The sequence below is a fragment of the Aeromonas sp. 3P genome (assembly GCF_051919745.1).
Classification (GTDB): domain Bacteria; phylum Pseudomonadota; class Gammaproteobacteria; order Enterobacterales; family Aeromonadaceae; genus Aeromonas; species Aeromonas veronii.
In genome coordinates this window covers 1,438,092-1,464,577 of sequence record NZ_JBQBED010000001.1, presented here as the reverse complement: position 1 = coordinate 1,464,577, position 26,486 = coordinate 1,438,092, and the positions used below count along the sequence as shown (strand labels likewise).

Below are 26,486 nucleotides of genomic sequence, written 5' to 3'. Positions count from 1 at the left end.
TCCGCCGAGCAATATACACCAGTTTTTGGAATCTTTTTATGATCCAGAAACAACGTTTTGACCAGATAACGTTTTCTTTTCAGGGATAACGTTTTCCTGTGAGTCACATTTTAGAGCATACGGCCACAGGTTCGGGCTGAAGGGATACAAATGTTGCCATCTGTGGTTGTTTGGCCGGGTTGAGGTTCAGATGTTGTAAAATGACCACCCGTCCGCTGTCACCGTCTTGTCACCGGCTTGCGCAAAAATGTTAGTTCATTGGCGCACGGGTGAAGGAGGCCGGGATGAAAAACAGCCATGAAACCGGATGGGCTCTGCTCTTGCTGGGCGCCGCCCTGCTGCTGGTTCAGATGCTGCCAGCCCGCTACTGGCCTGATAATGCGCGACTGCTGGCGATTTTCTCCCATCCGGTGAAAGGGGAGGCGGCCACCGAGGGATTGGCGTGGCGAGAGTGGCAGGATCACAGTGCTGCGACCCGGATGGCGCTTCGTGCAGCCCGACCGCTGCCGGATGCTCCGCAGCCTTGATATCTATTGCTGCTTACCGGTCGTGAAGGCGTGAAATTATCAACAATTAGTTGATAGTTCTTATCTATCTTGCTGGATTGTCCACCTTTCATGGCGGGAGGATAATCGATTCCAACAGCGATATCCCCTCCGGTATCGCCCCCTGATATTTTGTTGGAGTCCGCTTTATGTCCCTCGCCCCTGTCTGGTTTATCTCTCACGGCGCACCGGATCTGGTGCTGCGTGAGCAACCCGCCACCCGCTTTCTGCGAACCCTGCGTCTGGGTGAGCTAAAGGGGCTGGTGGTCATCTCCGCCCACTGGTTCAGCCGCGAGCTACAGATCAACGTCGAGCCCAAACCGGCCTTGATGTACGACTTTTACGGCTTCCCCGAGCCCCTCTACCGGATGCGCTGGCCTGCCAGCAGCCCCGAGTGGTTGCTGCAGGGGGTGAGCGACCAGCTGGCACTGGCCGGACTGACCGCCACCCCGGTGCGGCGCGAGCTGGATCACGGAGTCTGGTCGCCCCTATCTCTGATCGACCCAAACAGCGAGATCCCGCTGGTGCAGATCTCCATTCCCGCGAGCTTCACTCCGGCCCAGTTGTGGCAACTGGGAGAGGTATTGGGGGCGCTGCGCAGTCAGGGGATTGGCATCCTCGCCTCTGGCGCCATCACCCACAACCTGCGGGCGCTGGCACCGGAAGGCTCGCCGGTGCCAGAGTGGGCCAGCCAGTTTGTCGACTGGCTGGAGCAGAAGATGGCCGACGAGGATCGGCTGGCGCTGCTCAACTATCGCCAGCAGGCTCCAGGCGCGGTGGAGTCCCATCCCCACGACGATCATCTGCGCCCACTCTTTGTGGCGTTGGGGGCCGCTGATGGTGTGGCGCCCACCCGGCTGCACGAGAGCTGGGATGGCGGCAGCCTCTATATGGGCGCCTACCGCTTCGGTTGATTGCCTCTCAACAAGACCCCGCCAATTGGCGGGGTCTTGTTATTTACGGCGTGGGGGTGCCGATGATACTGGTGATTGAGCCGAAGGCTCTCAGGGAACCACTACCCGGCTCTCGCCGCCGCCGAGGGCTTCGACTCTGATCTGCACGCCAATCCGCTCCACCAGCGTCTGGACGTGGGAGATGACCCCGATCTGGCGACCGGCGGCTTGGAGGGAGTCGAGGCTGGCGAGCGCCAGATCCAGACTGTCCGGATCCAGGGTGCCAAATCCCTCGTCGATAAAGAGCGACTCGACCTGGGTCTGCCGTGACGAGAGGCTGGAGAGGGCCAGCGCCAGCGCCAGCGACACCAGAAAACTCTCGCCACCGGAGAGGGAGTCCACCGAGCGCACCTCATCCCCCATGTCGAGATCCACCACTTGCAGCGCCAGATCGGTGCCGGGTACCCGCTCCAGCCGGTAGCGCGGTGATAGTTCGGCGAGCTGGGCGTTGGCCTCCAGCAACAGGCGCTCAAGGGTGAGGCTCTGGGCGAAGGTGCGGAACTTGGCGCCGTTGGCCTGCCCAATCAGATCGCACAGCTGCTGCCAGTGGTCGGCCACCGCCTGCTGGGCGGCCAGCTCCTGTTGCAGGCTGCCCGCCTTGAGGGCGGCGGCTTCGGCCTGTGCCAGTTTGCTCTTGCACTCGAACAGCTGCTCTTCAAGGGCGCGACAACGGGCATCGAGTGCCGCCAGTAGATCGCTCAGCTCTGCATCCGGCAGGGCGGCCAGCTCGGGGTGATGCTCACGATAGCGATCCCGCTTGCTCTCCTCCAGCGCCAGCGCCCGTTGCCGCTCGGCAAGACGAGTACGCGCCTCACCAAGGGCATCTTCCAATCCTTGCAGGGCGGTGCGGCGAGCCTTGAGTTCATCGGGAGTGATGGCCAGCAGGCGGCGCAGGTCGTATTCGGCAATGCCGAGGGTACTGGCGTGGGCAGCCCAGCGCCCCAGCACCTCCCGCTTGCGGCGACTGCTGGTCTGCTTTTCCTGCTCCACATGGGTGAGACGGGTCTTGAGTTCGGTCTGCCGCTCCCGCAGAACGCGGGCGCTGCTTTGCATCAGCTCCAGTTCGCTGGCGAGCTGTTGCAGCCGCTGTTGCCAGCGGCTCTCGACCTGCGGGATCTCCTCGCCACCGAGACAACCGCTGCGGCTGGTGAGCAGCCCCTGCCGCTGCTGCTCGTGCTCCTTGTAGTCCCGCTCGAGTTTGTGCAGCAGCTCGCGCTGGGTCTGCAGGCGCGCCTCCTGCGCACTTAGTGCCGGGGTGAGGCTGGCGATCTCGCTGGCCAGCCGCTCCCACTCGCTCTGGCCGTGCAGCCAGGCTTCGCAGGCTCGCTGCCACTCGTGCCACTGCTGGCTGCCGAGCCACTGGCGCCAGGGTTGGCCAGCCATCTGTTCATCGAGACGGTTGCCCCCCTGTTCGAGGCGCTGGCGCAGGGTCGCTTCCTGCTCGCCCATTGCCTTCACTTCCCCTTCCTGCGCAATGCGATGACGGTCGGCCTCCTGCCACTGCTGCTCGAACTGCTGGTGCTGGGCAGCCAGTTGGCTCAGTTGCTGACGCACCCCTTGCAGCTGTTGTTGACCAAGCTGGGCCTGACGCAGCTGCTGCTGGCTCTGGGCCAACCCCTGCTCCAGCGCCTGGCCACGGCCAAGCAGGGTGCTCATCAGCTCGTTCCACTCAATGGGGCTTTGGCGCAGCGGCAGCGGATGGCCGAGCAGGGTATCGCCCCCCAGCTGTTGCCAGCGCTGGGTCAGCTGCTCGGCGCGTGCCTCCAGCTCCGGCAGATGTTGCTGGCGCACCGCCAGCTGGCGGGCCAGCTCCTGACGCTCGCTCTCGCACTGGATGTATTGATGATTGAGCCGATCCCACTCCAGTTCGAGGCTGCGGGCCCGTTCCGCCAGCTGACCCAGGATCCCCGCAACCTGGGGCTGGCTCTGGCTGTAGGGGTGTTCCCCAGAACCGCACAGCGGGCAAGGTTCGCCATCGCTCAGGATATGGCGATACTGCTCGAAGCTGGCGATGGCGCGGGACTGCTCCAGCGCATGGCGCGCCTCGTCCCGCTGCAGGGCGAGCCGCTCGCGTGCGGGGGCCAGCTCTTCGCCAAGGGTGGCGAGCTTGCCAAGGGCCTGCTCCAGCTGGCCAATCTCCTGTTGCAGGCGGGTATGCTGCTCGCCGTGGTTGCGGCCGTAATCGGCCAGCTCCAGCAGCTGGCGCAGCTGACCCAGTTGTTCGGTCTGCTGCTGCCACTGCTCCTGCGCCTTGGCGAGGCGGCTCTCCCACTGTTGCTCCTGCAGCTCGTTCTGTTGCTGTTGCAGCCGAGCTTGTTCATGTTGCCAGTAGTCGCGCTCTTGCTGGCCTTGCTCCAGCTGGCGCTGCAACTGTTGCAGGGCGCGCAGCTTGTGATCCCGCAGGGTGAGCAGTTGCTGCAGCTTGTCGGCATCCTCGGCCCAATCCTGCATGGCGGTGAGCAGGGGCTGCCACTGGCGGGCAACCGGTGCCAGCTCCTTGTGCTCTTCGAGCCAAAGGCCCCACTGCTGGTGCTGCTGCTTGAGCAGTTCCACCTGTCTGCTCTGCTCGCGCCAGCCCTGCTCCAGGGTGAGCTGCACTTCTCGCTCCTGTGCCCCCTCCTGCTGGATCTTCTGCAACTGCTGCACTTTCTCCCGGATGCGGGTATCGAGCTCTTGTGCCCGCTTGAGTTCGGGTTGCAGGGCACCCCATTCCCGCTCGGCGGCGATCTTCTCCGCCAGCAACTGCTGCTCGGTCAGCGCGCTCTGCTGGGTCTGCTCCTCGAGTTTGGCCAGCTCTGGTACCAGCTCGGCGATCAGCTTCTCCTGCTGCTGTACCTCAAGGGTGAGGCGGGCCAGCTCGTCGTGATCGGCGCGGGCCACCTGGGCCTGTTCGGCACGGGCAAACTCCTCGCGCTCGGGGGCCGCAGCGCCGTGGGCCTGCAGGGCGGCATCGAGCGCCGCCTGCCCCTCGGCGCAGCCCTGCAGCTGGGCGGCAATGCGGCTATTGAGGTCGCGCAAGTCCTGCATCAGCTGCTGCTGTTGCTGCTCGTGCTTGAGGGTGGTGGAGAGGCTCATCTGCTGGCTCACCCACTGTTCGCGGGTCGCTTCGTCCATCAGCGCCACGTCGCCGAGGCGCTGGGCGATGGTGGCCAGCTTCTGCTGCTCCTCCCGCGCCCGTTCATAGGTCTGGATGGAGATGGCGGAGTAGAGCTCGGTGCCGGTCATCCGTTCGAGCAGGGCGGAGCGCTCGTTGGCGTCCGATTTGAGGAAGGCGGCAAACTCCCCCTGCGGCAGGATCACCGCACGGCGGAACTGCTCCCAGGAGAGTCCCACCAGCTCGTCGATGCGATCCTGCAGCTCCCGCTTGCTGCCGGAGAAAACCTGCCCTGACTCCACATCGGTCAGGGTGCGCTCTTGCGCCTGAAAACGCCCCTCCGAGCGGTTTCGCGCCCGGCGCACCGCCCAGCGGGCCAGCCAGATGCGGCCATCACAGCCACGAAACTGCACCTCGGCAAAACCGCTGGCGTGGCCGCGACTGAGGATGCCGCGCACGTCGTTGGCCTTGAGCTTCTCTTCGTCATCCATGCGGCCCACTTCGGCCACATTCTTGCGATTGGCGATAAAGCGCGGCATCTCGTCGTATAAAGCCAGACAAATGGCGTCGAGCAGGGTGCTCTTGCCCGCGCCAGTGTTGCCGGTGATGGCAAACAGGCCGGCGGCGCCGAGCGCCCCCTTGGTAAAGTCGATGGTGAAGGGGCCGGTCAGACTGGCCAGATTCTCACCTGACAGAGACAAGATTTTCATTGGTTTGACTCCTTCACCTGCTCCAGGATCTCTTCAAACGAGGCAACCAACCCCGCCTCGGGCTCCCCTTCAAACTGGCGCTGATAGCAGAGGCGAAACACCTCGGTGGGGGAGAGCTCATCGAGCCTGCGCCGCTCGCGGCCATCGGCCAGCCCTTCACCGGAGCCTTGATATTGGGTGCTGATGCGGGCCAGACGCACCGGTTTGTCTGCGATGGCGGCCAGAATGCGTTCGCGGATGCGCGCCTCGGGCTTGGGCAGCAGCAGCCGCACTTCGAGGAAGGGTTGTGCCTCTTGTGGACAAGCAGGCAGCTCGAGCGATGCGATGGCGTTCAGCGCGTCGTCGAGGGTGCTCTGGGGCAGGCGGATCATCTCCACCGCGCGGGGCACCGGGATCCGCTCCAATCCGGTCAGTTTGCCTTCTGCAAAGGTCACTTCCAGCACCTGATGGTTGTAGTTCGCTTCGGCAAGCGAGAGCGGTAGTGGCGAACCGCTGTAGTGCACCCCCTCGGCCGGGCTCTGGGCCAGATGGAGGTGGCCGAGCGCCGTGTAGTCTGCACCGGCAAAGAGTTCGGCGGGCAGGGCGTGCTGGTTGCCGCCGAGCACCCGCCGCTCTGACAGTTCCGAGAGCTGGCCCGCCGCCAGATAGGCGTGGCCCATGACAATCAGTGGCAGCGCCTCCCCACAGCGAGCGCGCCCTTCAGCCAGCACCTCGGCATAGACCTGCCGTACCCCTTCGATCAGCCTGTCTTGCCCCTCAGCCAGCTGTTCCACCCGCAGATCGCTGCTGCGCAGGAACGGCACGGCGGCACACCAGGCGGCAATGTTGCCCTCCCGGTCTTGCAGCGGTACCAGCAGGCGGTCGGTCTCGAGCTTGCCCTCACTGTCGCGGCTGATGCTGCCCACCAGATGCAGATCAAAGGCGCGCAGCAGCTCGTGGGGGGCATCGAGCTTGGAGGGGGAGTCGTGGTTGCCGCCGATCAGCACCATGTTGAGGCGGGGCATTTCGGCGCGCAGTCTGGCCAGAAAGCGGTAGAGCTGTTGCCAGGCGCTGGCGGGGGGATTGGCGGTATCAAACAGATCACCCGCTACCAGCAGAGCGTCAATCTCGCGCGCCTTGAGGGTGTCGCTCAGCCAGTCGAGAAAGGCATCGTGTTCAAAACGGCGGTCATGACCATGAAGTTGGTGGCCAAGGTGCCAGTCGGCGGTATGGAGGATTTTCATTGGAAAGCAGCCCGGTTGCAGGGACGGTGCCTGTGGCACCCGATGAGGACAAGATGAGGATGCCCCGTGCTTTTTTCAAGTAAAACAGGGGGCTGGCATCGATTCAGGCAGGTTCGCAGCACATCCGGTATTGGGGGTGGCCGGTAAGGGGATCGGACTCCTCGGCCTCGATAACGAAACCGTGGCGGCGATAGAAACGCACCGCCTGATCATTTTCGACGAAGACCCGGGCGTGGAGCGACGCCCCCTGACGCTTGGCCTCCTGCAGCAGGGCGTGGCCGACGCCGCGGCCCTGACGGTCGGGGCGTACGAACAGGGCGGCGAGATAGTTGTCCACCATCGCCATGAAACCGAGCAGATCGCCACGCTCCTCGAACACCCAGATTGCGGCGCGATCGAGATAGCGGGTACGCAGATCCTCCTGGGCCTGCCACCAGCAGGAGGCATCGACGAAATCGTGGGCCTGCAGGGAGGCCAGCAACCAGATTTCGACGATCTCTTCCATGTCTTCCGGGCGACTGGGCCGCAACATACCTTCATCCTTATTAACAATTTACTTTCGCAGTCTAGGAGAACTTGATGAACAAACAGGTGACATAAATGAGACCCTGTGAGGTCGATCGCCCTTTATTTAGCGAGAATGATTGGCTGATCACAAAGCGCCTCTCTAGTACAATGCCCGCCGGACAATCTAGAGACCGAGGACGCCATGTGGTTTAAAAACCTGCAGATTTATCGCTTTACCCGCCCCTTTGACCTGACCGTAGATCAGCTGGAAACCCAGCTGGAAGCCTGTGCCTTCACCCCTTGCGGCAGTCAGGACATCTCCCGTTTCGGGTGGGTCAAGCCCCTTGGCAAATTCGGCTCAACCCTGACCCACTCTGCCTCCGGCCACATCCTCATCTGCGCCCGCAAAGAGGAGAAGATGCTGCCCGGTACCGTGGTCAAGGAGATGCTGGCCGAGAAGGTAGAAGCGATCGAGTTCGAACAGGGACGCGCCCCAAGAAGAAAGAGAAGGAGGCGTTGAAAGAGGAGATCCTCCACACTCTGCTGCCCCGTGCCTTTAGTCGTACCAGCCAGACCTTCGCCTGGATCAATCCGGCCGACAATTTGATGGTGGTGGACGCAGGTTCTGCCAAGAAGGCAGACGATCTGCTGGCGCTGCTGCGCAAATCCATCGGCTCCCTGCCGGTAGTGCCGGTGGCTCTCAAGAACCCGCCGGAGATCACCATGACCGAGTGGTTGAACGAGGGCAACCTGCCTGCCTCCTTCACGCTGGAAGATGAAGCCGAGCTGCGCAGTGCCATGGAGCACGGCGGCATCATCCGCTGCAAGCAGCAGGATCTGATGACGGATGAAATCAAGAACCATCTGGCAAACGACAAGCTGGTGACCAAGCTGGCCCTTAACTGGGGCGAGACCGTCAGCTTCGTGCTGGGGGATGATCTCTCCATCAAGCGCCTGAAATTCAGCGAAGAGCTGCGCGAGCAGAACGACGACGTCACCAGCGAAGATCCGGCCGCCCGTCTGGATGCGGACTTCGCGCTGGTCACCGCTGAGCTGGCCCAGTTTATCCCGGCGCTGTTTGCCGCCCTGGGTGGCGAAGAGCAGTCCATCTAACCGGACTTGCGCCTGTTTGGCCTCTGCCATCCCATCGTAAAAGCCGCCTTCGGGCGGTTTTTTAATATCTATTGCGGATAGCCATTATTGATAGATGAGTAAGATATTGATCTTGTTCAATAACTTGAGCTGTCAGCGCCAATCGTGACATAGTCCCTCTTCATGGTCATAAAACAGACAAGGAGAGTGTCATGTTGCGCAAACCTCTGGGGCTGGCTGTTGCCCTTGCTCTGCTGGCCGGTTGTGCCAGTGACAACGGCTTTCACTACACCCCGCCAGCCCAGACCCTGATCGCGCCGGAAGCCGCCAGTGGCTGGACCGACAAACAGGGCTGGCAGGGCCATGACTTCATGGTGGCGGCCGCCAACCCGCTGGCGGTGGATGCGGGCTACCAGATCATCAAGGCCGGTGGCAGTGCCGTCGATGCCGCCATTGCGGTGCAGCTGGTATTGACGCTGGTGGAGCCGCAATCCTCCGGGATCGGTGGCGGGACCCTGCTGCTGGTGTGGGATGGCCGCACGGTGAGTGCGGTGGATGGTCGCGAGACGGCGCCGGCCGCTGCCACCGACCAGCTGTTTATGCAAGATGGCAAGCCGCTGGCGTTTTATGACGGGGTGGTGGGGGGCCGCTCGGTCGGCGTTCCCGGCACCCTGCGCGCTCTGGCACTGGCCCATCAACGTTATGGCAAGCTACCCTGGGCTGCGCTGTTCGAGCCCGCCATCACGCTGGCAGAACAAGGATTTGTGATAAGTCCACGGCTGGCCACATTGCTGGCCAAGGATCCCTATCTAGCACGGGATCCGGAGGCGCGTGCCTACTTCTATCAGGCGGGTGGCAGCCCCAAAACGGCGGGTACCCGGCTGACCAATCCGGCGCTGGCCAGGGTGTTGCGCACTCTGGCCACAGAGGGGGCGGATGCCTTCTATCGGGGGCCGCTGGCGGATGCCATGGTGGCCAAGGTACGCCAACATCCCACCAATCCCGGGGTACTGGCGGCCACCGATCTGGCCAGCTATCAGGCCAAAGTGCGGGATGGCCTCTGCTTTGACTATCGCCAGAGCAAGATCTGCGGCTTTCCCACTCCCTCGTCCGGCACTCTGGCGCTCGGCCAGATCTTCGGCATGCTGGAGAGCCGCGATATGGCGGCCCTCAAGCCGATCACCACGAAGGAGGGGGGACTGGCTGCTTCCAGCGAGGCCATCCACCTCTACAGCGAAGCGGCGCGTCTGGCCTTCGCCGATCGCAACCAGTACGTCGCCGACAGCGATTTTGTCAGGGTGCCGGTGCAGGGGTTGCTGGACAAGGGCTATCTGGCCGAGCGGGGCAAGCTTGTCGGTCAGCACTCCATGGGGATTGCCAAGCCCGGCACGCCGCCACTGGCGCTGGCGCGCGGCAAGGATGCGACTCCGGAACTTCCCTCCACCAGCCATGTCTCGATCGTCGACAAGGCGGGGATGGCCATCTCCATGACGAGCTCCATCGAGGATGGTTTCGGATCGCGTCAGATGGTCAACGGCTACCTGCTCAACAACCAGCTCACCGATTTTTCCTTCACCTCGGTGGATGCCGCCGGTCTGCCGGTGGCAAACCGGGTGGAGCCGGGCAAGCGGCCCCGCTCCTCCATGTCACCCCTGCTGGTGTTTGACAAGCCAAGCGGCGAGCTGACCATGACGCTGGGCTCGCCGGGGGGCTCCGCCATCATCAACTACGTGGGCAAGACCCTGCTCGGCACTCAGGATTGGGGCCTGAACCTGCAACAGGCCATCAACCTGCCCAACTTTGGCAGCCGCAACGGCCCCACCGAGCTGGAAGCGGGGCGCACCCCCCTGTCGGTGGTCGAGGGATTGAAGGCGAGGGGACACGAGGTGGTATTGAACGAGCAGACCTCCGGCCTGCAGGGGGTTGAGCGCAACGCTGGCGGCTGGTTTGGCGCAGCGGATCCGCGCCGGGAAGGGATCGCCAAGGGGGAGTGAGGCTCCCATAGCAACAAGGCCAGCATGATGCTGGCCTTGTTGCTGATGGTGCATGGCAGAGCGAGTTACTGGATACCCAGCAGCTCCACGTCGAAGATCAGGACGGATCCCGGCGGGATTTTGCCAGCGGCGCGGTCGCCGTAGGCGAGGTTGGCGGGGATGTAGAAACGGGTCTTCTCACCTTCCACCATCAGCTGTACCCCTTCGGTCCAGCCAGCGATCACCTGATTGAGGCCAAACTCGATGGGCTCGCCACGGGCGACCGAGCTGTCAAAGACGGTGCCGTCCAGCAGTTTGCCCTCGTAGTGCACCTTCACCTTGCTGGTGGCGGTGGGGTGAACGGTGCCGGTGCCCGGGGTCAGCACTTCGTACTGCAGGCCGGAGGCGGTGGTGGTCACCAGCGGTTTGTCCTTGTTGCTGGCGAGGAACTCGGCGCCAATCCGCACGTTGTCGGCCGCCAGCTTCTTGTTGTTGCTGCTGGAGTAGAAGTAGTAGGCCACACCGGCGATGAGCAGCGCGATCAGTATGAATTTCATCGGTTTTTCCTGTTCCATGAAATGTAAAAAGTGCAATGAGGGCGCCATCTTATCGCGCACCGCCCCTGATGGCGAGCCACAGGGCGGGAGGATGTGAGCGGGCAGGCAAAGCCCGGTGACGCAGACGCAAAAAGGGGCGAGTCGGTGACTCGCCCCTTTTCATGGCAGCTGCGCTTACTTGGCGGCCACCATCATCAGGGCGGGCAGGGCGAAGAAGAGACCCGTTACATAACCCAGAGCCAGCAGCTTGTTCTCGCTGCCTACCCGGGCCAGCCCCTCGGCGGCGCGCACCGGCAGGTCACGCAGGAAGGGGATGCCATAGATGATGACCACGGCAAAGAGGTTGAACAGCACGTGGACCAGCGCGATGGTCAGGGCCAGCTGGGCACCGGCTCCACTGATGGCGGTGGCAGCCAGCAGGGCGGTAATGGTGGTGCCGATATTGGCCCCCAGGGTGAAGGGGTAGAGCTGACGGGTGCTGAACACGCCGCCGCCGGCCAGCGGGATCATCAGGCTGGTAGTGGTGGAGGAGGACTGCACCATGATGGTCACCAGCGCACCGGAGGTGATGCCGGTCAGCGGGCCACGGCCCAGCGCCTTGTGCAGCACTTCTTTGGCACGACCAACCAATACCTGTTGCAGCACTTTGCCGAGATAAGTGACGCAGGCGAGGATCAGCAGGATACCGATGATGATGGTCGCGATGGCGGCACCCTTGCCCGGCAGGAAGGCAACGGCGCTGTCAATCAGCTGCTGGGCCGGTGCGGTCAGCGGCTTCATGAAGTCCATGCCCTTCATCGACATATTGGCGGAGCCTACCAGCAGGTTGGCCAGCCACTCGGCGCTGTGTTGCAGCAGGCCGAACATCAGCTCTAGCGGCAGGAAGATGAACACCGCCAGCAGGTTGAAAAAGTCGTGCACGGTGGCGGCGGCGAAGGCGCGGCGGAACTCGGCGCGATCCCGCACATGGCCCATGGAGACGATGGTGTTGGTGATGGTGGTGCCGAGGTTGGCACCCATCACCATGGGGATGGCCATGCCGATGGGCAGGCCGCCAGCCACCAGACCGACGATCACCGAGGTGACGGTGCTGGAGGATTGCACCAGCGCGGTAGCGAGAATACCCAGCAGCAGGGCGACAAAGGGGTTGTTGGCAAAGGCGAAGATCTGGGCTGCGCCCTCGGCCCCGCCGGAGAAATCTTTGAAGCCGTGGGAGATGGCGCCCACGGCAACCAGGATCAGGTAGACCAGTACGATGACACTCATCCAGTTGAACAGGGCGCGGGTCGCGGGCGGCTGTGACAAGGAGTGATGGTGTTGCATAAAGCCTCTTGAGACGGTCGTTCCGTCTTGGGTTGTTGATGACCCGCGCATTTAATCAGTGGTTAATGACAGAAATATGACAAGGTGACACTTTTATGATGGTTTTATGACTTGCTTTGGTGGTTTGCTCGTCAATAGATGATGGGGATGGCGAGAAATATGGCTGGTGGCGCCATCCACCCTGTCTGTTCCTTGCCGACCAAGCAAGTGCGGGAGAGTGGCAATAGTCGAACCCCATATTCAGCCCGTCAAATAGCAAGAAGGGGAGCCATGGCTCCCCTTCTGTGTATCCGTTATCCGCAGAGGATCAGGCGTCAGCCGCTTCCTCGTACTGACGGAACGGGATGCGGAACACCGCCAGACGCAGGAACAGATAGGTCACGCCGAGGCCAGCCCAGATCAGGCCCAGCTCCAGCGAGCTTTGCTCCAGGTTGATCCACAGGGCACCGATGGTGGCGGCGCCGAGCAGCGGCATCAACAGGTAGATGACGTGATCCTTGAGGGTCTTGTTGCGCTTCTCGCGCACCCAGAACTGACCGATCACCGACAGGTTGACGAAGCTGAATGCCACCAGCGCCCCGAAGTTGACCAGCGCCAGCGCGGTATCCAGATCAAACGACACGGCGGAGAGGGCCAGACCGCCCACCATCAGCACGTTGATGGCCGGGGTGCGGTATTTCGGGTGGATGTAGCCAAACACCCGCTCCGGGATCATCCGGTCACGCCCCATCACGTAGAGGATGCGCGAGACACCGGCGTGAGCCGCCATGCCGGAGGCCAGCACCGCAACCGTGGTGCAGACCAGTACCACGGACTGGAAGAAGGTGCCGCCAACGTAGAGCGCGATCTCCGGCAGTACCGCATCCGGATGCTGGAAGCGGGAGAGGCTCGGAAAGTAGAGCTGCAGGCAATAGGAGACCACCACGAAGATGACGCCACCGATGAGGGCCGTCAGCACGATCGCCTTGGGGATCACCTTGCCGGCGTTCGGGGTCTCTTCGGAGAGAGAGCTCAGACCGTCAAAGCCCAGGAACGAGAAGCAGAGGATGGTCGCACCGGTAAAGAGCGGCACCATCTGGGCAGAGTCGAAGTGGAACGGACGGCTGCTCATCAGGGTGCCCGCGCCTTCACCGTGGTAGATGCCCCACGCCATCAGGCCGATAAAGAGGGTGATGATGGCGAGCTGGATCACCACGATCAGACCGTTGAAGTTGGCCACCAGATTGATGCCGCGCAGGTTCAGGAAGGTCATCACGGTCACCAGACCGAAGATGAACACCCAGGGCTCGACGCCCGGGAACATGGCGGTCAGGTAGATCTTGGCCAAGAGGATGTTGATCATCGGCATGAACATGTAGTCGAGCAGGGATGACCAGCCGACCATGAAACCGACGTAGGGGTTGAACACCTTCTGGGCATAGGTATAGGCGGAGCCCGCAGAGGGGAACTTGCGTACCAGATGACCGTAGCTGAAGGCGGTGAGCAGGATGCCACCCAGAGCCAGCAGATATGCGGTGGCGACCCGACCTTCGGTGATGTCACCGACGATGGCGAAGGTGTCGAAGACAGCCATGGGGGTCAGATAGGCCAGACCCATCACAATCACTTGTGTCAGGGTAAGGGTCTTGAGCAGCTTGGCGTTTTGCGATGCCATTACGCTTTCTCCTCAATCAGTGCCGCAGCACGTGCTTGCAACGAGCACAGGGATACGATGGATTCGCAAGCCTGTACATCAAGGGCGCCGGGGAGGCGCATACCGGGCTGTACCGGCAGGAAAGCATTAAAACGCCCCATTGTTATCCTCTCAACGTCGGGAGATTGTTTGGCAATCTCGAATATCACTTCCGGAAACGTTCCGGCCTCTTGTGGTGGGTTTGTACTGCACTTCAAAATAGAAAAACCGATGTCGCAGTGAACATCGGTCCTTTATTGGCGGCGTATTGTGCATTCGGTCAGCCCCCTTGACAAGCAATAATGGCCGAAAAACCGCATTTTTTTGCATAACCGGGTGGCAGGTAAGTGGTCACTCGCCCCCTGCAGCTGTCCCCGAGCCGCTCCCCCTTTTTCGGGGGAGAAGAGAACCCTGTCATGGCGTATGAAAAATCGGCAAATCGGGGCTGCAGGGTGCATAGCGCCTCAACATTGATCCTGATCATATTTGGCGGTGTTCCCCCGGGCTCGAGTCCTGCGAGCTTACCGACTGGCGGGGGATGGGAGGGGGTGAAGTGGAAAAAGATCTATTGCATATCCATTCACATTAATGACTGAGGATAGAAGGCAACGCGGCTCGGGCCATGGCACGGGGAGCAGCCCGGCTGGGTAGTTATTTGAAATCAGTCACACTTCCTGCAGAAACCGCATTTCTGGCAACCCGTGCAGCTGGCAACCAGAACACCGCAAAAACAACAAGGAGCCCGCAGGCTCCTTGTTCGCTATCGGGGGGAGGGGCGCCAGCGGTTACTGGGCGATCTCCACCTTGTCGGCGGTATGCAGCGGGATGCGGAACACGGTCAGGCGCAGGAACAGGTAGATGGCCCCCAGCGCTGCCCAGATCAGCCCCAGCTCGAAGGAGGAGGGCTCGAGATTGAGCCACAGTACCCCGATGCAGGCGGCGCCACAGAGCGGCAGCAGCAGGTACATCAGGTGATCCTTGAGACACTTGTTGCGGCCCAGCTTCACATAGAAGTGGGCAATCACCGCCAGATTGACGAAGGTGAAGGCCACCAGGGCGCCAAAGTTGATCAGCGCCAGCGCCATCTCCAGATCCAGCGACACCGCGGAGAGGGCCAGCAGGCCGACCAGCAGCACGTTGAACGCCGGGGTCTGCCACTTCGGATGGATGTAACCGAAGAAGCGGGCGGGCAGGGCGCGATCACGACCCATCACGTAGAGCAGGCGCGATACACCGGCGTGGGAGGCGAGCCCCGAGGCCAGCACCGCCACAGTAGTGCAGACCAGCACCACCGCCTGGAACAGCTTGCCGCCGACATAGAGGGCGATCTCCGGCAGTACCGCATCCGGATGCTGGAAGCGGGAGATGTCCGGGAAGTAGAGCTGCAGGAAGTAGGAGGTGGTTACGAACAGCACACCGCCGATCAGCGCCGTCAACACGATGGCGCGGGGGATCACCCGATCCGCGTCCGGGGTCTCTTCCGACAGGGTACTGATGGCGTCAAAACCGAGGAACGACAGACAGAGGATGGAGGCCCCCATCAGCAGCGGTGACACCTGGATCTGCTCGGAGAAGAATGGACGGCTGCTGGCCACGGTCCCCAGCCCTTCACCGTTGTGAACGCCCCAAGCGATCAGGCCGATGAAGATGGCGATGATGCTGAACTGCATCACCACGATCAGGCTGTTGAAGTTGGCCACCAGCTTGATGCCGCGCAGGTTGAGGGCGGTCATCACCGCCGCCAGACCGAAGATATAGGTCCAGGGCTCTACGTTCGGGAAGAGGGCTTCCAGATAGATCTTGGCCAGCAGCATGTTGATCATCGGCATGAACATGTAGTCGAGCAGGGAGGTCCAGCCCACCATAAAGCCGACATAGGGGTGAAACACCTTCTGGGCATAGGTATAGGCAGAGCCGGCTGACGGGAACTTGCGCACCAGATGGCCGTAGCTCAGGGCAGTGAACAGCATGCCGATGAGGGCAAACAGGTAGGCGGTCGGCACATGGCCTTCGGTGATTTCGGTAACGATGCCGAAGGTGTCGAACACCGCCATGGGGGTGAGGTACGCCAGTCCCATAACCACGACCTGCCACAGTTTGAGGGTCTTTTTCAGACCAACCTGCTGGGCCGCCATTATGCATGTTCCTCATGCAGTGCCAGAGTGGCACGGTCCATCAACGAAACCGGGAGAGAGGCCCGGGAATCAAGGGCGCCAGGGCGGCGCACACCGGCCATAGCCGGTTGGAAAGCATTGAGATGCCCCATGTTGTTCCTCACTAGACTTGGTGTCGGGAGACTGCTGCCAATCTCGCTATCTTTTCCGGGGGTGATCCGGCCTCGTTTATGGGTTTGTTCACTGTCTAAAAAAGAACCGATGCCATTGTTTTACATCGGTTCTTTCAGTGGCGGCGCATTGTGCATTTGCAGGGCCCCCTTGACAAGAAAAAAAGGGGGCAAAATTGCATTTATTTGCACAGGTAAGTGGTCACTTTCCTGCTGGTCAGGCCAGCACGGCCTCCAGTGATTTTTCAAGGAGTTGCAGCCCCTCGTCAATCACTGCCGCAGGGGCTGTCAGGGGGGCGAGAAAACGGATGACATTTGCGCGCACCCCGCATGAGAGCAGGACCAGACCTCGTTTGCCCGCCTCGGCCACCAGTCGCTTGGTAAGGTCGGGATCGGGCTGACTGGCATCACGGCGTTTCACCAGCTCCATGGCCACCATGGCACCGGGGCCGCGAATTTGACCTATGCAGTCAAAACGCTCAGCTATGCGTTCCAGCCCCGCCTTGATCTGCTCCCCCTGATCCAGCGCTTTCTGGTTGAGTTTCTCCTCGTCGATCACCTGCAAGACCGCCAGCGCGGCGGCGCAGGCGATGGGGGAACCGGCATAGGTGCCACCCAGGCCCCCCGGTTTGGCTGAGTTCATGATCTCCGCCTTGCCCACCACGGCTGATAGGGGGAAGCCACCCGCCAGACTCTTGGCTAGGGTCATGATGTCCGGCTCGATGCCGGCATACTCGGTGGCGAAGGTCTTGCCGGTGCGGCAGAAACCGCTCTGGATCTCGTCGCAGATCAGCAGAATGCCGTGCTGGTCGCAGACGCTGCGCAGCTTCTGCATAAAGCTCGGGGAGGCGGGATAGAAGCCCCCTTCGCCCTGTACCGGCTCGATGATGATGGCGGCGACGCGATTCGGCTCGATATCGGCGCTGAAGCAGAGCTCGAGGGCGTGCAGGGCATCCTCTTCACTCACCCCGAGATAATCGGCGGGGAAGGGGATGTGGTAGACCTCCCCAGGGAAGGGGCCAAAGCCGGTCTTGTAGGGCACCACCTTGCCGGTGAGCGCCATCCCCATCATGGTGCGGCCGTGAAAGCCCCCTGAAGGCGATGGTGCCGCTGCGACCGGTGTGGGCACGGGCAATCTTGATGGCGTTCTCGACCGCCTCGGCGCCGGTGGAGAGAAACAGGGTGCGCTTCGGCGTCGGGCCGGGCACCAGGGCGTTGAGCTTCTCGGCAAGCTCGATATAGCCCGGGTAGGGGGTGACCTGAAAGCAGGTGTGGCTGAATTTTTCCAGCTGTTCACGCACTGCCGCCACCACTTTCGGGTGGTTGTGGCCGGTATTGAGCACGGCGATGCCGGAGGCAAAGTCGATGTAGCGGTTGCCCTCCACATCCCACAGCTCGGCATTTTGCGCACGGTCGATAAAGACCGGCAGCAGGGTACCGACGCCATTGACCACGGCCGCTTCGCGGCGCGCTTGCCACGCCTTGTTTGATTCTGACTGACTCATCTTTCCTCCCTGAGGGGCCGCAGCCCCCGATATTCCCTGAAAATGTGGCAGGCGTTTTGGCGCCCATCACCGCCGATCAGCCCATCGGGCCAGCTCGGCGGCGCCTTGTCTCTCTGTTGCAGCCCTAGCGAATGGCGCCAAAGCAGAGGTATTTGGTCTCCAGATACTCCTCCAGCCCCTCGGCGGCGCCTTCGCGGCCCAGACCCGACTCCTTGATGCCGCCAAAGGGGGCCAGCTCGGTTGAGATGATCCCCTCGTTGATGCCGACCATGCCGTATTCCAACTGTTCGGCGACGCGCCAGACCCGGGCGATATCGCGGCCATAGAAGTAGGCTGCCAGGCCATAAGGGGTGTCGTTGGCAATGGCGATGGCCTCGGCTTCCGTCTCGAAGCGCACCAGCGGGGCGACCGGGCCGAAGATCTCCTCCTGCAGGATGGGGTTGGTTTTATCCACCTTGCCCAGAATGGTGGGGCGGTAGAAGAGGGGGCCGGCGGGATGGGCTTCGCCCCCCAGCAGCAGCTCGGCACCGGCGGCGACCGATTGTTGCACCAGCTCGGCCACCTTGCTGGCGGCAGCCGGGTTGATCAGCGGGCCAATTTGGGTGCCCTCCGCCATGCCATCCCCCACCTTGAAGGCCTTGACGGCGGCAGTCAGCTTCTCGGCAAAGGCGTCGTAGACGCTGGCCTGCACCAGAATGCGGTTGGCGCAGACGCAGGTCTGCCCGGCGTTGCGGTATTTGGAGGCGAGCGCCCCGGCCACCGCGGCATCGAGGTCGGCGTCGTCAAAGACGATAAAGGGAGCGTTGCCACCGAGCTCCAGCGACAGCTTTTTCATGGTGTCGGCGCACTGGCGCATCAGCAGCTTGCCGATGCGGGTGGAGCCGGTGAAGGAGAGCTTGCGCACCACCGGATTGCTGCACAGCTCGTTGCCTACCGCGCTAGCCTGATGACTGGTGACGATATTGATGACACCGGCGGGGATGCCCGCCTGCTCGGCAAGCAGCGCCAGTGCCAGCGCGCAGAGCGGGGTCTCGGCGGCAGGTTTTATGACGATGGTGCAACCGGCTGCCAGCGCCGGGCCCGCCTTGCGGGTGATCATGGCAATCGGGAAATTCCACGGGGTGATGGCGGCGACGACCCCGACCGGCTGCTTGATGGTTGCCAACCGGCGATCGCCGCTAAAGCCCGGGATGGTGCGGCCATAGGCGCGCTTGCCCTCCTCGGCGAACCACTGGATAAAGCTGGCGCCATAGGCCACCTCTCCCTTTGCTTCCGCCAGTGGCTTGCCCTGCTCGCAGGTCATGATGCGGGCCAGTTCGTCGCTGTGGGCTGTGATGGCGGCAAACCAGGCGTAGAGCTTGTTGCTGCGCTCCTTGGCGGTCAGCGCTGCCCAGGCGGGTTGCGCCGCGTGGGCGGCCGCGATGGCGCGGCGGGTATCCTCGGCATCCATGTCGGGCACCTGGGTAATGACGGCACCGCTGGCGGGGTTGGTGACCTCGAAGGTGCGGCCGCTGGCGGCCTCGCACCACTGTCCATCTATATAGGCGCGGGATGTGATCAAGCTGGAGTGGGATGTTGTTCCTGACATGAGAAGCCTCGAGTGTGGGTCAGAGCAGCTGGTTGCCGGAGTGAGCCGACCCTTCCTGCGCCGCTGCCGTATAAAATAATAAGCACAGGAAGACCATAATTTGAGCTGAAATGTTTTTCAAGTGTTAAATATATTTGAATTGCTGGGGGGCGCCATGCTAGAAAATGGGCTGTGTAGCGCGCTTTCTCCAGTTCGCTTGCAGGCTGCAAGTGGGCAGACGACTGGGGGATGGTAAATCAGGTGTGCAAAATAATGAACGGTTTCGCTGTGTAACATAGTGAACGGCAAGGGAAAGCTGGTCGGCTATTTTAACCAGCAGGGTAAACAGGCAGCGCCTGATCCGATGCGATCACGCGCAAGCAGGAGAGGCTGATGATGCAAGGATGCAGAGATAGCGCAGCAAGAGGAGGCTTGCGGTGAGCGGGCCGCAGAGCCGGGAGAGCGTGGCTCGGCCGTTGAGTGGGGCTGACGCCGGGGCGCGCACCATGGGGGAACGGCTGGCGGCGGTACGCCATCAGCTGGGGCTCTCCCAGCGGCGGGCGGCCGAGTTGAGTGGCCTGACTCATGGCGCCATCTGCATGATCGAGCAGGACAAGGTGAGCCCCTCGGTCGCCTCCCTGCAAAAGCTGCTCACCATCTACGGCCTGCCGCTGTCGCGCTTCTTCGCCGAGGAGGAGAGCCGCACTCCGGAGGTGGTGATCAAGGCGGATCAGCTGATCGAGCTGGGCAGTCAGGGGGTCTCCCTCAAGCTGGTGCACAACGGCAACAACCGCCGCCAGCTCGGCTTTATGCTGGAGACCTATCCCCCCGGCACCGACACCGGCGGTCAGGTGACCCATCAGGGGGAGGAGGTCGGCACCGTGCTGGAGGGGTCGGTGATCCTGACGGTGGCGGGCCAGAGTTATCAGCTGGAGGCGGGCGACAGCTATGTGATCGACACCGGCGAGCCCCACAGCTTCAGCAATCCGTCGGGGGAGACCTGTCGCATCGTCAGCGCCCACACCCCGGCGAGCTTTTAATCCTGACAGTAGTTTGGCAACCGAACCGGTAAGGAAACAGGGATCATGACCGAACATGTAAACAGTTACTACGCAGCCAGCGCCAATAAACACGCGCCCTATCCGACATTGACCGAGCAGCTGGAGTGCGATGTCTGCGTCATCGGTGCGGGCTATACCGGCCTCTCCAGCGCCCTGCATCTGGTAGAGAAGGGCTACAAGGTGGTGGTGCTGGAGGCCGCACGAGTCGGCTTTGGCGCCAGCGGCCGCAACGGCGGCCAGATCGTCAACTCCTACAGCCGCGACATCGACACCATAGAAGCGAACTGCCCGCCGGATCAGGCCAGGCTGCTCGGTTCCATGTTGTTTGAGGGGGGACAGATCATCCGCGAGCGGATCAAGCGCTACAACATCCAGTGCGATCTGCAGGAGGGCGGTGTCTTTGCCGCCGAGACCGAGAAGCAGCTGCACGAGCTCAAATCCCAATACGCCCGCTGGCAGAAGTGGGGCAACGACCAGCTGGAGCTGCTCGATGCCAAGGGGGTGCGCGAGGTGGTCGCGAGCGATCGCTACGTCGGCGCCCTGCTCGACAAGAGTGGCGGCCATATTCACCCCCTCAATCTGGCGTTGGGGGAGGCGGAAGCCATCCGCATCCAGGGCGGGCAGATCTTCGAACAATCCGCCGTCACCAGTATCACCCCGGGGCAGCCAGCCTTGGTCAAGACCGCCAAGGGGGCGGTGAAGGCACGCTTTGTGGTGGTGGCGGGCAACGCTTACCTCGGCAATCTGGTGCCGGAACTGGCCAGCAAGAGCATGCCTTGCGGCACCCAGGTGATCGCCACCGAAGTGCTGGGAGAGGAGCGGGCCCGTTCACTGCTGCCACAGAACTACTGTCTGGAGGATTGCAACTACCTGCTCGACTACTACCGCACCTCCGGCGATCACCGGCTGCTCTATGGCGGCGGAGTGGTCTATGGGGCGCGGGATCCGGCGGATATCGAGCGGCTGATCATCCCCAAGATGCTCAAAACCTTCCCGCAGCTGGCCGACGTCAAGGTGGAGTACACCTGGACTGGCAACTTCCTGCTCACCCTGTCGCGGCTGCCGCAGTTTGGTCGCATCGGGCCCAACATCTACTACATGCAGGGCTACAGCGGCCACGGCGTCACCTGTACCCATCTGGCAGGCAAGCTGCTCTCCGAGGTGCTGAACGGTCAGGCGGAGCGCTTCGATGCCTTTGCCAAACTGCCGCACTACCCCTTCCCGGGTGGCCGCCTGTTCCGTATCCCCTTCACCGCCGCGGGCGCCGCCTGGTACACCCTGCGCGACCGGCTGGGGGTATAAGAGCCGCTCTGCGAGAAATGTGGGCTGGTGGGTGCCGCTTAGATAACGCTGACGCCAGCAGCAATGCCGGAAACAACAAGGCCACCGCGAGGGTGGCCTTATTGTTATCAAGCAGCAGCGCGCTGATTAGCTGTAGAAGGCTTCAACGGTGCCCTTGAGCTTGATCAGGATGGGCTGACCACGGCGATCCAGCGCTTTGGGGGAGGGGATCTTTACCCAACCTTCGCTGATGCAGTACTCCTCGACATCGGTGCGCTCTTTACCGTTCAGGCGAATACCGATCGGGTGCTCGAAGCAGGCGGCCACATAGTGAGGGCTGCGGGGATTGCAGGATAGGTGATCCGGCAGAGCCGGTTTGGTGCTGGTATCGCTCATCGATATAACCCGAAATGAATAAAAAGTGGGTCATTGTAGAGAATGCCGCCATGGCATTCAAGGCGGCCACAAAACAGGCAAAGCGTGCTCGCCATCGCTATGGGCGACCCGCTTATCCTCGTTGCCAATGCATCACCAGCTCGGGGGGGCCGCTATGCTCGCACAACTGCTGCTCGCCCTCTTTGAAACCGTTGCGGGAATAGAAGCGCCGCGCCTGCTTATTCTCGGCGTAGACCGTCAACTCGAGCCGGTCATAGTGTGCCTTGAGGTGATCGAGCAGTTGGTGACCCAGCCCGTGTGATTGGTGAGCAGGGGAGATAAACAGGGCGGCAACAGAGCCCTGATACCAGGAGATAAAGCCCAGTAGCTGTCCATCCTCCTCATAGACCCAGCTCTTGCTGGCGGGCAGATAGATGTCCCGCATCGCTGCCCGTTGCTCATGCCAAAAGGCGGTGGGAATAAAGTCGTGGGCTTGCACCGATGCCTGATACCAGAGCTCGACGGCGGCATCCAGATCGGTTGTTAATAATGGGCGGATCATAGTGGCCTTAATAACAAAGGGTGGAAGTAACGCAGGCTCGATAAGCGCAGCGTAATCGGGCATTCGCGGTAGCGAGAGGGGGGAGAGTTCTGCGCCACTCCCAGTTCGCCACCTTGGCCAAAATGGCAAGGCTGTGATTTATACAATCCCTGTTACCGTATAGTGTCGCTCGACATTGACGGTTATTTCCCCCCAGCGGGAGGATTTGACTCTGGCCTGATGCGCTTGAAAAGCCGCCTCATCAACAAACTCTTCATAGACATCGAATCGGCAGGGATTGAGAGGATCTTGAGTCACCTTAAAGATTAGGCAGCCTGTTTCAGCACGAGTGAGCTGGATATGGTTATCAAGCTCATCCTTGACCGCAGCCAAATCGTTGGGGGGAACGATAATAAATCCTTTTAATATTGCGTGGCTCATTAATTATTCCTGATTTCGCATGTTATTGATTTATCGCTGTCAATCTTTAATATCAACGTTAAACAGTAGCTGTGATATGTCTTGAGGCGAAATGGATTTATCTAATATCCCATTTGAACGTCTAATTTCTAAGCACAGATTGGTGAATGCTAAAATTTCTTGTTCTGTTTGCAGGGTGCCACCTAAGCGTAAGAATTTAGCAAGATTATGAATTACGGTTGGCTCACCATAAATACAAATGCGAGATTTTGCATCTGCTAGTTGAGATAGTGCATCTCTGATTTCTTTTGAGTCATTTTTTCTCTGTGCAACAGCGATTCTTGAAATTGAATTCAAAAAATCTGCATAAGATTTGTTCTGTAGTTCAGAAAGATGCATTGATCTTTGATTTCTTCTGCCAAGAGCTGCTTGAATTATTGCACCGATTATTACTCCACATAAACCGATAAGTGGGACGATGAAAATATAATCTCCCAAAACCACCTCCATTAATAAAAATACTGTTATGAATATATTTTGTAAAAAATGCCGCCGCCCCTGGCTTGCTGCTTTTAACCCATGTTCTGCGGATAACTCCCTTCTGACAGCGAATGCTCATGGCGTAGATCCGTAAGAGGCTTTGTGCCGCGCTTCCATGATACCGATTGAAGCCGGTGGTGGAAGGGCAGAGGGGCGATAATCAGTGCCGGATCAATAAATTAAAACAACTTGGGTGGTAGAAACGACAAGGCACCCGAGGTCGGAGGCCTTGTGGTAGGGCCATCACTGGTGAGGCTGGGCAGGGTAATGCCGATTAGGGCAGATCCAGGGTAAAGCGGGCGCCGCCGAGGGGGGATTCATCGACCCGGATCTGGCCGCCGTAGCTGTGGACGATTTCGGTCACCACCGCCAGACCTATGCCCTGACCGGGCGAGCTGTCTGCCCGCACGCCGCGCTGGAAGATCTGCTCCGATTTGGCCGGATCGATTCCCGGGCCATCATCTTCCACTTCGATGCGCAGCCGCTCGAGATGACGGCGCACCGTCACCTTCACTTCGCTGATGGCAAACTTGCAGGCGTTGTCGAGCAGGTTGCCCATCAGCTCCATCAGGTCGCCCTGTTCGCCGTGGAAGAGGGCGTCATCATCGAACTTGAAGTGGGTTTGCAGTTTTTTGTGGCGATAGACCTTGGTCAGGCTGGCCAGCAGTTTTTCAATCAGCGGCACCGGCTCGGTGCCCTTGCTGGCAAGGCGCTGGCGGCCGGTCACGGCCCGTCTGAGCTGATACTGGATCATCTGATCCATGGTGAGGATCTGCTCGTTGATGTTGTCGTGGATCTCCCGCCCCAGCTTCACTTCGCGGGTGGTGATCTGGATCAGCGCCAGCCGGGTTTTCAAGCTGTGAGCGAGATCGTTGAGGGCGTGCTGGTAGCGCTGGGTCTGCTGGCGTTCGTTTTCCAGCAGCTGGTTGATGGAGTCGGTCAGCGGGGCCAGCTCCCGCTCAAAATCGCTTGAAAGGTCATCGCGCTTGCCGGCCCGGATATCGTCGATCTGACGGGCGATGGTGCGCAGGGAGCTGAGGCTCCAGAAGGTGGTGAGCAGCAGCAGCCCGGCCAGCAGCATATAGGCGAGCAGTGCCTGTTTGGCGGTCTGGTAGAGGTAGGTGCGGGACTCTTCGTGGTAGCGTTTGGCCGAGTCGATCATCACCACGTAGTAGGCGGTGGTGCCGCTGCCGGGATTGCGGATAAACCGCAGGCTGTAGACGAAGTAGCTCTCGCCGTTCTTGATGGTGTGCTTCTTGAAGAAGTAGTCGAGATCCATCCCCCCCAGATACTTCATCAGATCGCCGCAGATGGTCTGTTTGGCCTTGATCACCTCCGGCATATGGAGGCTCGACCAGACCAGATCGCCATCGGCGCGGCAGATCAGGGTATCGAGGTTGCGATCCCCCGCACCACGGGATATCCGCCCCAGCTCGACGTTCGATCCCTTGTCATCCGGCTCGGTGGAGGAAAACAGCTTGGCCAGGTTCTCCTGCATCCGGGCGCTGGCCTTCTGGGTCTGCTCCTCGACATGGCCGAGGTAGAGGGCGTAGACGGCAAACCCCATGATCAGCGCGATGACCAGCAGCGAGCTGAGCAGCAGTTTGATGTGCAGTGAGCTGCGGATCATCTTGATGGGGCGCGGCAGATGAAACTGCATCAGTTACAGGAGAGGTTGAAGATGTAACCCTGACGCCGGATGGTGGAGATGGGTTGAATCGTCCCCTCCGGATCCAGCTTCTTGCGCAGGCGGCTCACCATTACCTCGATGGTGTTGGGATCCCCTTCGCCGTCGCCGTAGAGCTGGTCGAGCAGTTGCTGCTTGGAGACCACCTGACGGGCGTTGCGCATCAGGTACTCCAGAATGAGGTATTCAAAGCTGGTGAGCACCGCCACTTCACCGGCGATGGTCAGCTCCTTGCGGGAGAGATCCAGCTCGTAATCACCGGCCTTCACCTTGGGCGAGATAAAACCGGCGCTGCGGCGCACCAGTGCATTGAGTCGGGCCAGCAGCTCATCTTTCTGGAACGGTTTGACCAGATAGTCATCAGCACCTGCTTCCAGTCCTTCGACCTTGTCCTGCCAGTTGCCACGGGCGGTCAGCACAATGATGGGGAAGGGGATCTGCCGTTCACGCAGTTGCCGGATCAGTTGCAGGCCGTCCATATCGGGCAGACCGAGGTCGATGATGGCCACATCAATGGGATAGTCGGCGGCGTAGTGCAGTGCAATCCCGGCCTGGTCGGTGCTGTAGACCTGATTGTCGGCTTCGGTCAGCAGAGAGGAGAGGTGGTGATTGAGCAGCTTGTCGTCTTCGACCAACAGAATTTTCATGATGTGAGCGGTCATAGGGATCCAGGCTGTCAATTAGAAAGTGTATGTCGCTTCGAGTCAATTCGAATCCTAATGCATCCCGGCTGTATCGGGACTGAATCAGCGGGACTTCAGAGTTCGTGCCAACTGGTCGTTTAACCATTGTCCGGGTTGTCGATGGCCTGCTGGTCGGCAGCCATGCTGCGAAAGGTTTGATGTGATGAGAGAGATAGCCGGGAGGCTGCTGGCGCGACTGCAACAGCGTGAGCGCAGCGACCTCCTCTATATTGTCTGGCTCTGCTGGGGGGCTGCCTTGCTGCTCTACGTGCTGGGGTCGCCCTGTTTTCTGTGGCCAGTGGCGCCGATGCCGCTGGTTCTGCTTGTGTGGTTGGTGGAGAGAGTACGGATGTTTGGAAGAAACAAAGGTGGTGCGGCTACTGCGTCGGCCGGGGCCACTGTGATTGCAGCTGGGGCCCGCTTCAAGGGCGAGTTGCAGGTGGAGGGGGATCTGGAGGTGCGCGGTCAGATCAATGGCACCATCCAGCTCATCGGTGGTGTGCTGCGCATCATGCAGGGTGGTAGCGTTGAGGGAGAGGTGAGTGCGCCCCACGTGATCATCAATGGTCTGCTGGAAGGCACCTGTACCTCCGCCGAGGTGGAGATCCTGGAGAGCGGCAAGATGCAGGGGATCTTCAAGGGGGGCAGTCTCTCCATCTGCAAGGGCGGCAACTTTGTTGGCCAGTCCCAGCCCACCGTGGCCGGCAAGGCCGATCCCGTGTTGCAAGCCTTGTCTGAAAACAGTTCGTCCGGGAGCAAGCAGCCGGAGAGCAAGAGCAATGTGAAAAAGCTGCCGCACGAGCCGAAAGGCAAGCCGACCGAGGAGCTGGCCAAGCAGGCGTGATGTCGTTTGCCAGCGTGCTGTTCAGGAAATGCAGAGGGGGCCACAATGG

The 26,486-nt window shown here is 61.0% G+C and carries 20 protein-coding genes and 2 pseudogenes; 7 read left to right on the top strand and 15 right to left on the bottom strand.

Annotated elements, in window-relative coordinates; translation table 11 throughout:
* Positions 1-284 precede the first annotated feature (284 nt).
* Both ACTG19_RS06505 and ACTG19_RS06500 read left to right on the top strand, forming a co-directional pair.
* The gene (locus tag ACTG19_RS06505) at positions 285-527 is read left to right on the top strand and encodes a hypothetical protein (RefSeq protein ID WP_113738871.1); all 243 of its coding nucleotides are present in this window, start codon (positions 285-287) and stop codon (positions 525-527) included.
* A 167-nt stretch (positions 528-694) separates the two neighbouring features.
* On the top strand, positions 695-1,459 hold the full coding sequence (locus ACTG19_RS06500; RefSeq protein ID WP_439988900.1) for a DODA-type extradiol aromatic ring-opening family dioxygenase: 765 nt from the start codon (positions 695-697) through the stop codon (positions 1,457-1,459).
* A 90-nt stretch (positions 1,460-1,549) separates the two neighbouring features.
* Here the strand turns inward: ACTG19_RS06500 and ACTG19_RS06495 are convergent, their stop codons facing one another.
* The 3 genes from ACTG19_RS06495 to ACTG19_RS06485 all read right to left on the bottom strand — a co-directional run bounded on the left by ACTG19_RS06495 (position 1,550) and on the right by ACTG19_RS06485 (position 7,057).
* Complete coding sequence (locus ACTG19_RS06495) at positions 1,550-5,302, bottom strand: AAA family ATPase (RefSeq protein WP_439988899.1); 3,753 nt, start codon at positions 5,300-5,302, stop codon at positions 1,550-1,552.
* Positions 5,299-6,525: an exonuclease SbcCD subunit D C-terminal domain-containing protein gene (locus tag ACTG19_RS06490; RefSeq protein WP_439988898.1), complete on the bottom strand. Its 1,227-nt coding sequence runs from the start codon at positions 6,523-6,525 to the stop codon at positions 5,299-5,301. The genes ACTG19_RS06495 and ACTG19_RS06490 overlap by 4 nt, the downstream gene beginning before the upstream one ends.
* Positions 6,526-6,628: 103 nt before the next feature.
* Positions 6,629-7,057 (bottom strand): GNAT family N-acetyltransferase, encoded by a 429-nt coding sequence (locus ACTG19_RS06485; protein ID WP_040065867.1) that lies wholly within the window; start codon positions 7,055-7,057, stop codon positions 6,629-6,631.
* 177 nt (positions 7,058-7,234) lie between these two features.
* Between ACTG19_RS06485 and rdgC the strand changes: the two are divergent.
* Both rdgC and ggt read left to right on the top strand, forming a co-directional pair.
* Positions 7,235-8,145, top strand: a pseudogene (gene rdgC / locus ACTG19_RS06480) (recombination-associated protein RdgC).
* Positions 8,146-8,336: 191 nt separating this feature from the next.
* Positions 8,337-10,118: a gamma-glutamyltransferase gene (ggt, locus tag ACTG19_RS06475; protein WP_439988897.1), complete on the top strand. Its 1,782-nt coding sequence runs from the start codon at positions 8,337-8,339 to the stop codon at positions 10,116-10,118.
* Positions 10,119-10,183: 65 nt separating this feature from the next.
* Here ggt and ACTG19_RS06470 read toward each other — a convergent pair whose 3' ends face one another.
* The 6 genes and pseudogenes from ACTG19_RS06470 to ACTG19_RS06445 form a co-directional block, all read right to left on the bottom strand.
* Entirely contained in the window at positions 10,184-10,654 is a 471-nt protein-coding gene (locus tag ACTG19_RS06470) for an FKBP-type peptidyl-prolyl cis-trans isomerase (RefSeq protein ID WP_005338245.1), read from the bottom strand.
* 174 nt (positions 10,655-10,828) lie between these two features.
* Positions 10,829-11,977: a Na/Pi cotransporter family protein gene (locus tag ACTG19_RS06465; protein ID WP_139732559.1), complete on the bottom strand. Its 1,149-nt coding sequence runs from the start codon at positions 11,975-11,977 to the stop codon at positions 10,829-10,831.
* 307 nt (positions 11,978-12,284) lie between these two features.
* Complete coding sequence (locus tag ACTG19_RS06460; protein WP_058054339.1) at positions 12,285-13,631, bottom strand: APC family permease; 1,347 nt, start codon at positions 13,629-13,631, stop codon at positions 12,285-12,287.
* Between the two features lie 803 nt (positions 13,632-14,434).
* Positions 14,435-15,784: an APC family permease gene (locus tag ACTG19_RS06455; RefSeq protein WP_005359067.1), complete on the bottom strand. Its 1,350-nt coding sequence runs from the start codon at positions 15,782-15,784 to the stop codon at positions 14,435-14,437.
* Between the two features lie 366 nt (positions 15,785-16,150).
* Positions 16,151-17,438, bottom strand: a pseudogene (gene gabT, locus ACTG19_RS06450) (4-aminobutyrate--2-oxoglutarate transaminase).
* Between the two features lie 124 nt (positions 17,439-17,562).
* The gene (locus ACTG19_RS06445) at positions 17,563-19,026 is read right to left on the bottom strand and encodes an NAD-dependent succinate-semialdehyde dehydrogenase (protein ID WP_113738865.1); all 1,464 of its coding nucleotides are present in this window, start codon (positions 19,024-19,026) and stop codon (positions 17,563-17,565) included.
* Between the two features lie 416 nt (positions 19,027-19,442).
* On the opposite strand from ACTG19_RS06445, the gene puuR reads away from it, so the two are divergent.
* Positions 19,443-20,045: an HTH-type transcriptional regulator PuuR gene (gene puuR, locus ACTG19_RS06440; protein WP_101529797.1), complete on the top strand. Its 603-nt coding sequence runs from the start codon at positions 19,443-19,445 to the stop codon at positions 20,043-20,045.
* Between the two features lie 45 nt (positions 20,046-20,090).
* Positions 20,091-21,368: an NAD(P)/FAD-dependent oxidoreductase gene (locus tag ACTG19_RS06435; protein WP_439988896.1), complete on the top strand. Its 1,278-nt coding sequence runs from the start codon at positions 20,091-20,093 to the stop codon at positions 21,366-21,368.
* 126 nt (positions 21,369-21,494) lie between these two features.
* On the opposite strand, the gene ACTG19_RS06430 is transcribed toward ACTG19_RS06435, so the two are convergent.
* From ACTG19_RS06430 to ACTG19_RS06405, 6 genes are all read right to left on the bottom strand, one after another.
* A complete protein-coding gene (locus ACTG19_RS06430; protein WP_005338226.1) occupies positions 21,495-21,743 on the bottom strand; it encodes a DUF3297 family protein in 249 nt (82 codons plus the stop codon).
* Between the two features lie 112 nt (positions 21,744-21,855).
* Positions 21,856-22,284 carry an N-acetyltransferase gene (locus tag ACTG19_RS06425; protein WP_439988895.1) on the bottom strand — a complete coding sequence of 143 codons (429 nt, stop codon included), beginning with the start codon at positions 22,282-22,284 and terminating at the stop codon, positions 21,856-21,858.
* Between the two features lie 138 nt (positions 22,285-22,422).
* Positions 22,423-22,704: a putative quinol monooxygenase gene (locus ACTG19_RS06420; protein WP_267517212.1), complete on the bottom strand. Its 282-nt coding sequence runs from the start codon at positions 22,702-22,704 to the stop codon at positions 22,423-22,425.
* 39 nt (positions 22,705-22,743) lie between these two features.
* Complete coding sequence (locus ACTG19_RS06415) at positions 22,744-23,181, bottom strand: hypothetical protein (RefSeq protein WP_218972497.1); 438 nt, start codon at positions 23,179-23,181, stop codon at positions 22,744-22,746.
* Positions 23,182-23,497: 316 nt separating this feature from the next.
* On the bottom strand, positions 23,498-24,883 hold the full coding sequence (locus ACTG19_RS06410; protein WP_005338217.1) for an ATP-binding protein: 1,386 nt from the start codon (positions 24,881-24,883) through the stop codon (positions 23,498-23,500).
* On the bottom strand, positions 24,883-25,557 hold the full coding sequence (locus tag ACTG19_RS06405) for a response regulator transcription factor (protein ID WP_040066247.1): 675 nt from the start codon (positions 25,555-25,557) through the stop codon (positions 24,883-24,885). Before ACTG19_RS06405 ends, ACTG19_RS06410 begins: the two co-directional genes overlap by 1 nt.
* Positions 25,558-25,756: 199 nt before the next feature.
* Between ACTG19_RS06405 and ACTG19_RS06400 the strand changes: the two genes are divergently transcribed.
* A complete protein-coding gene (locus tag ACTG19_RS06400; RefSeq protein WP_204483919.1) occupies positions 25,757-26,437 on the top strand; it encodes a polymer-forming cytoskeletal protein in 681 nt (226 codons plus the stop codon).
* Positions 26,438-26,486 lie beyond the last annotated feature (49 nt).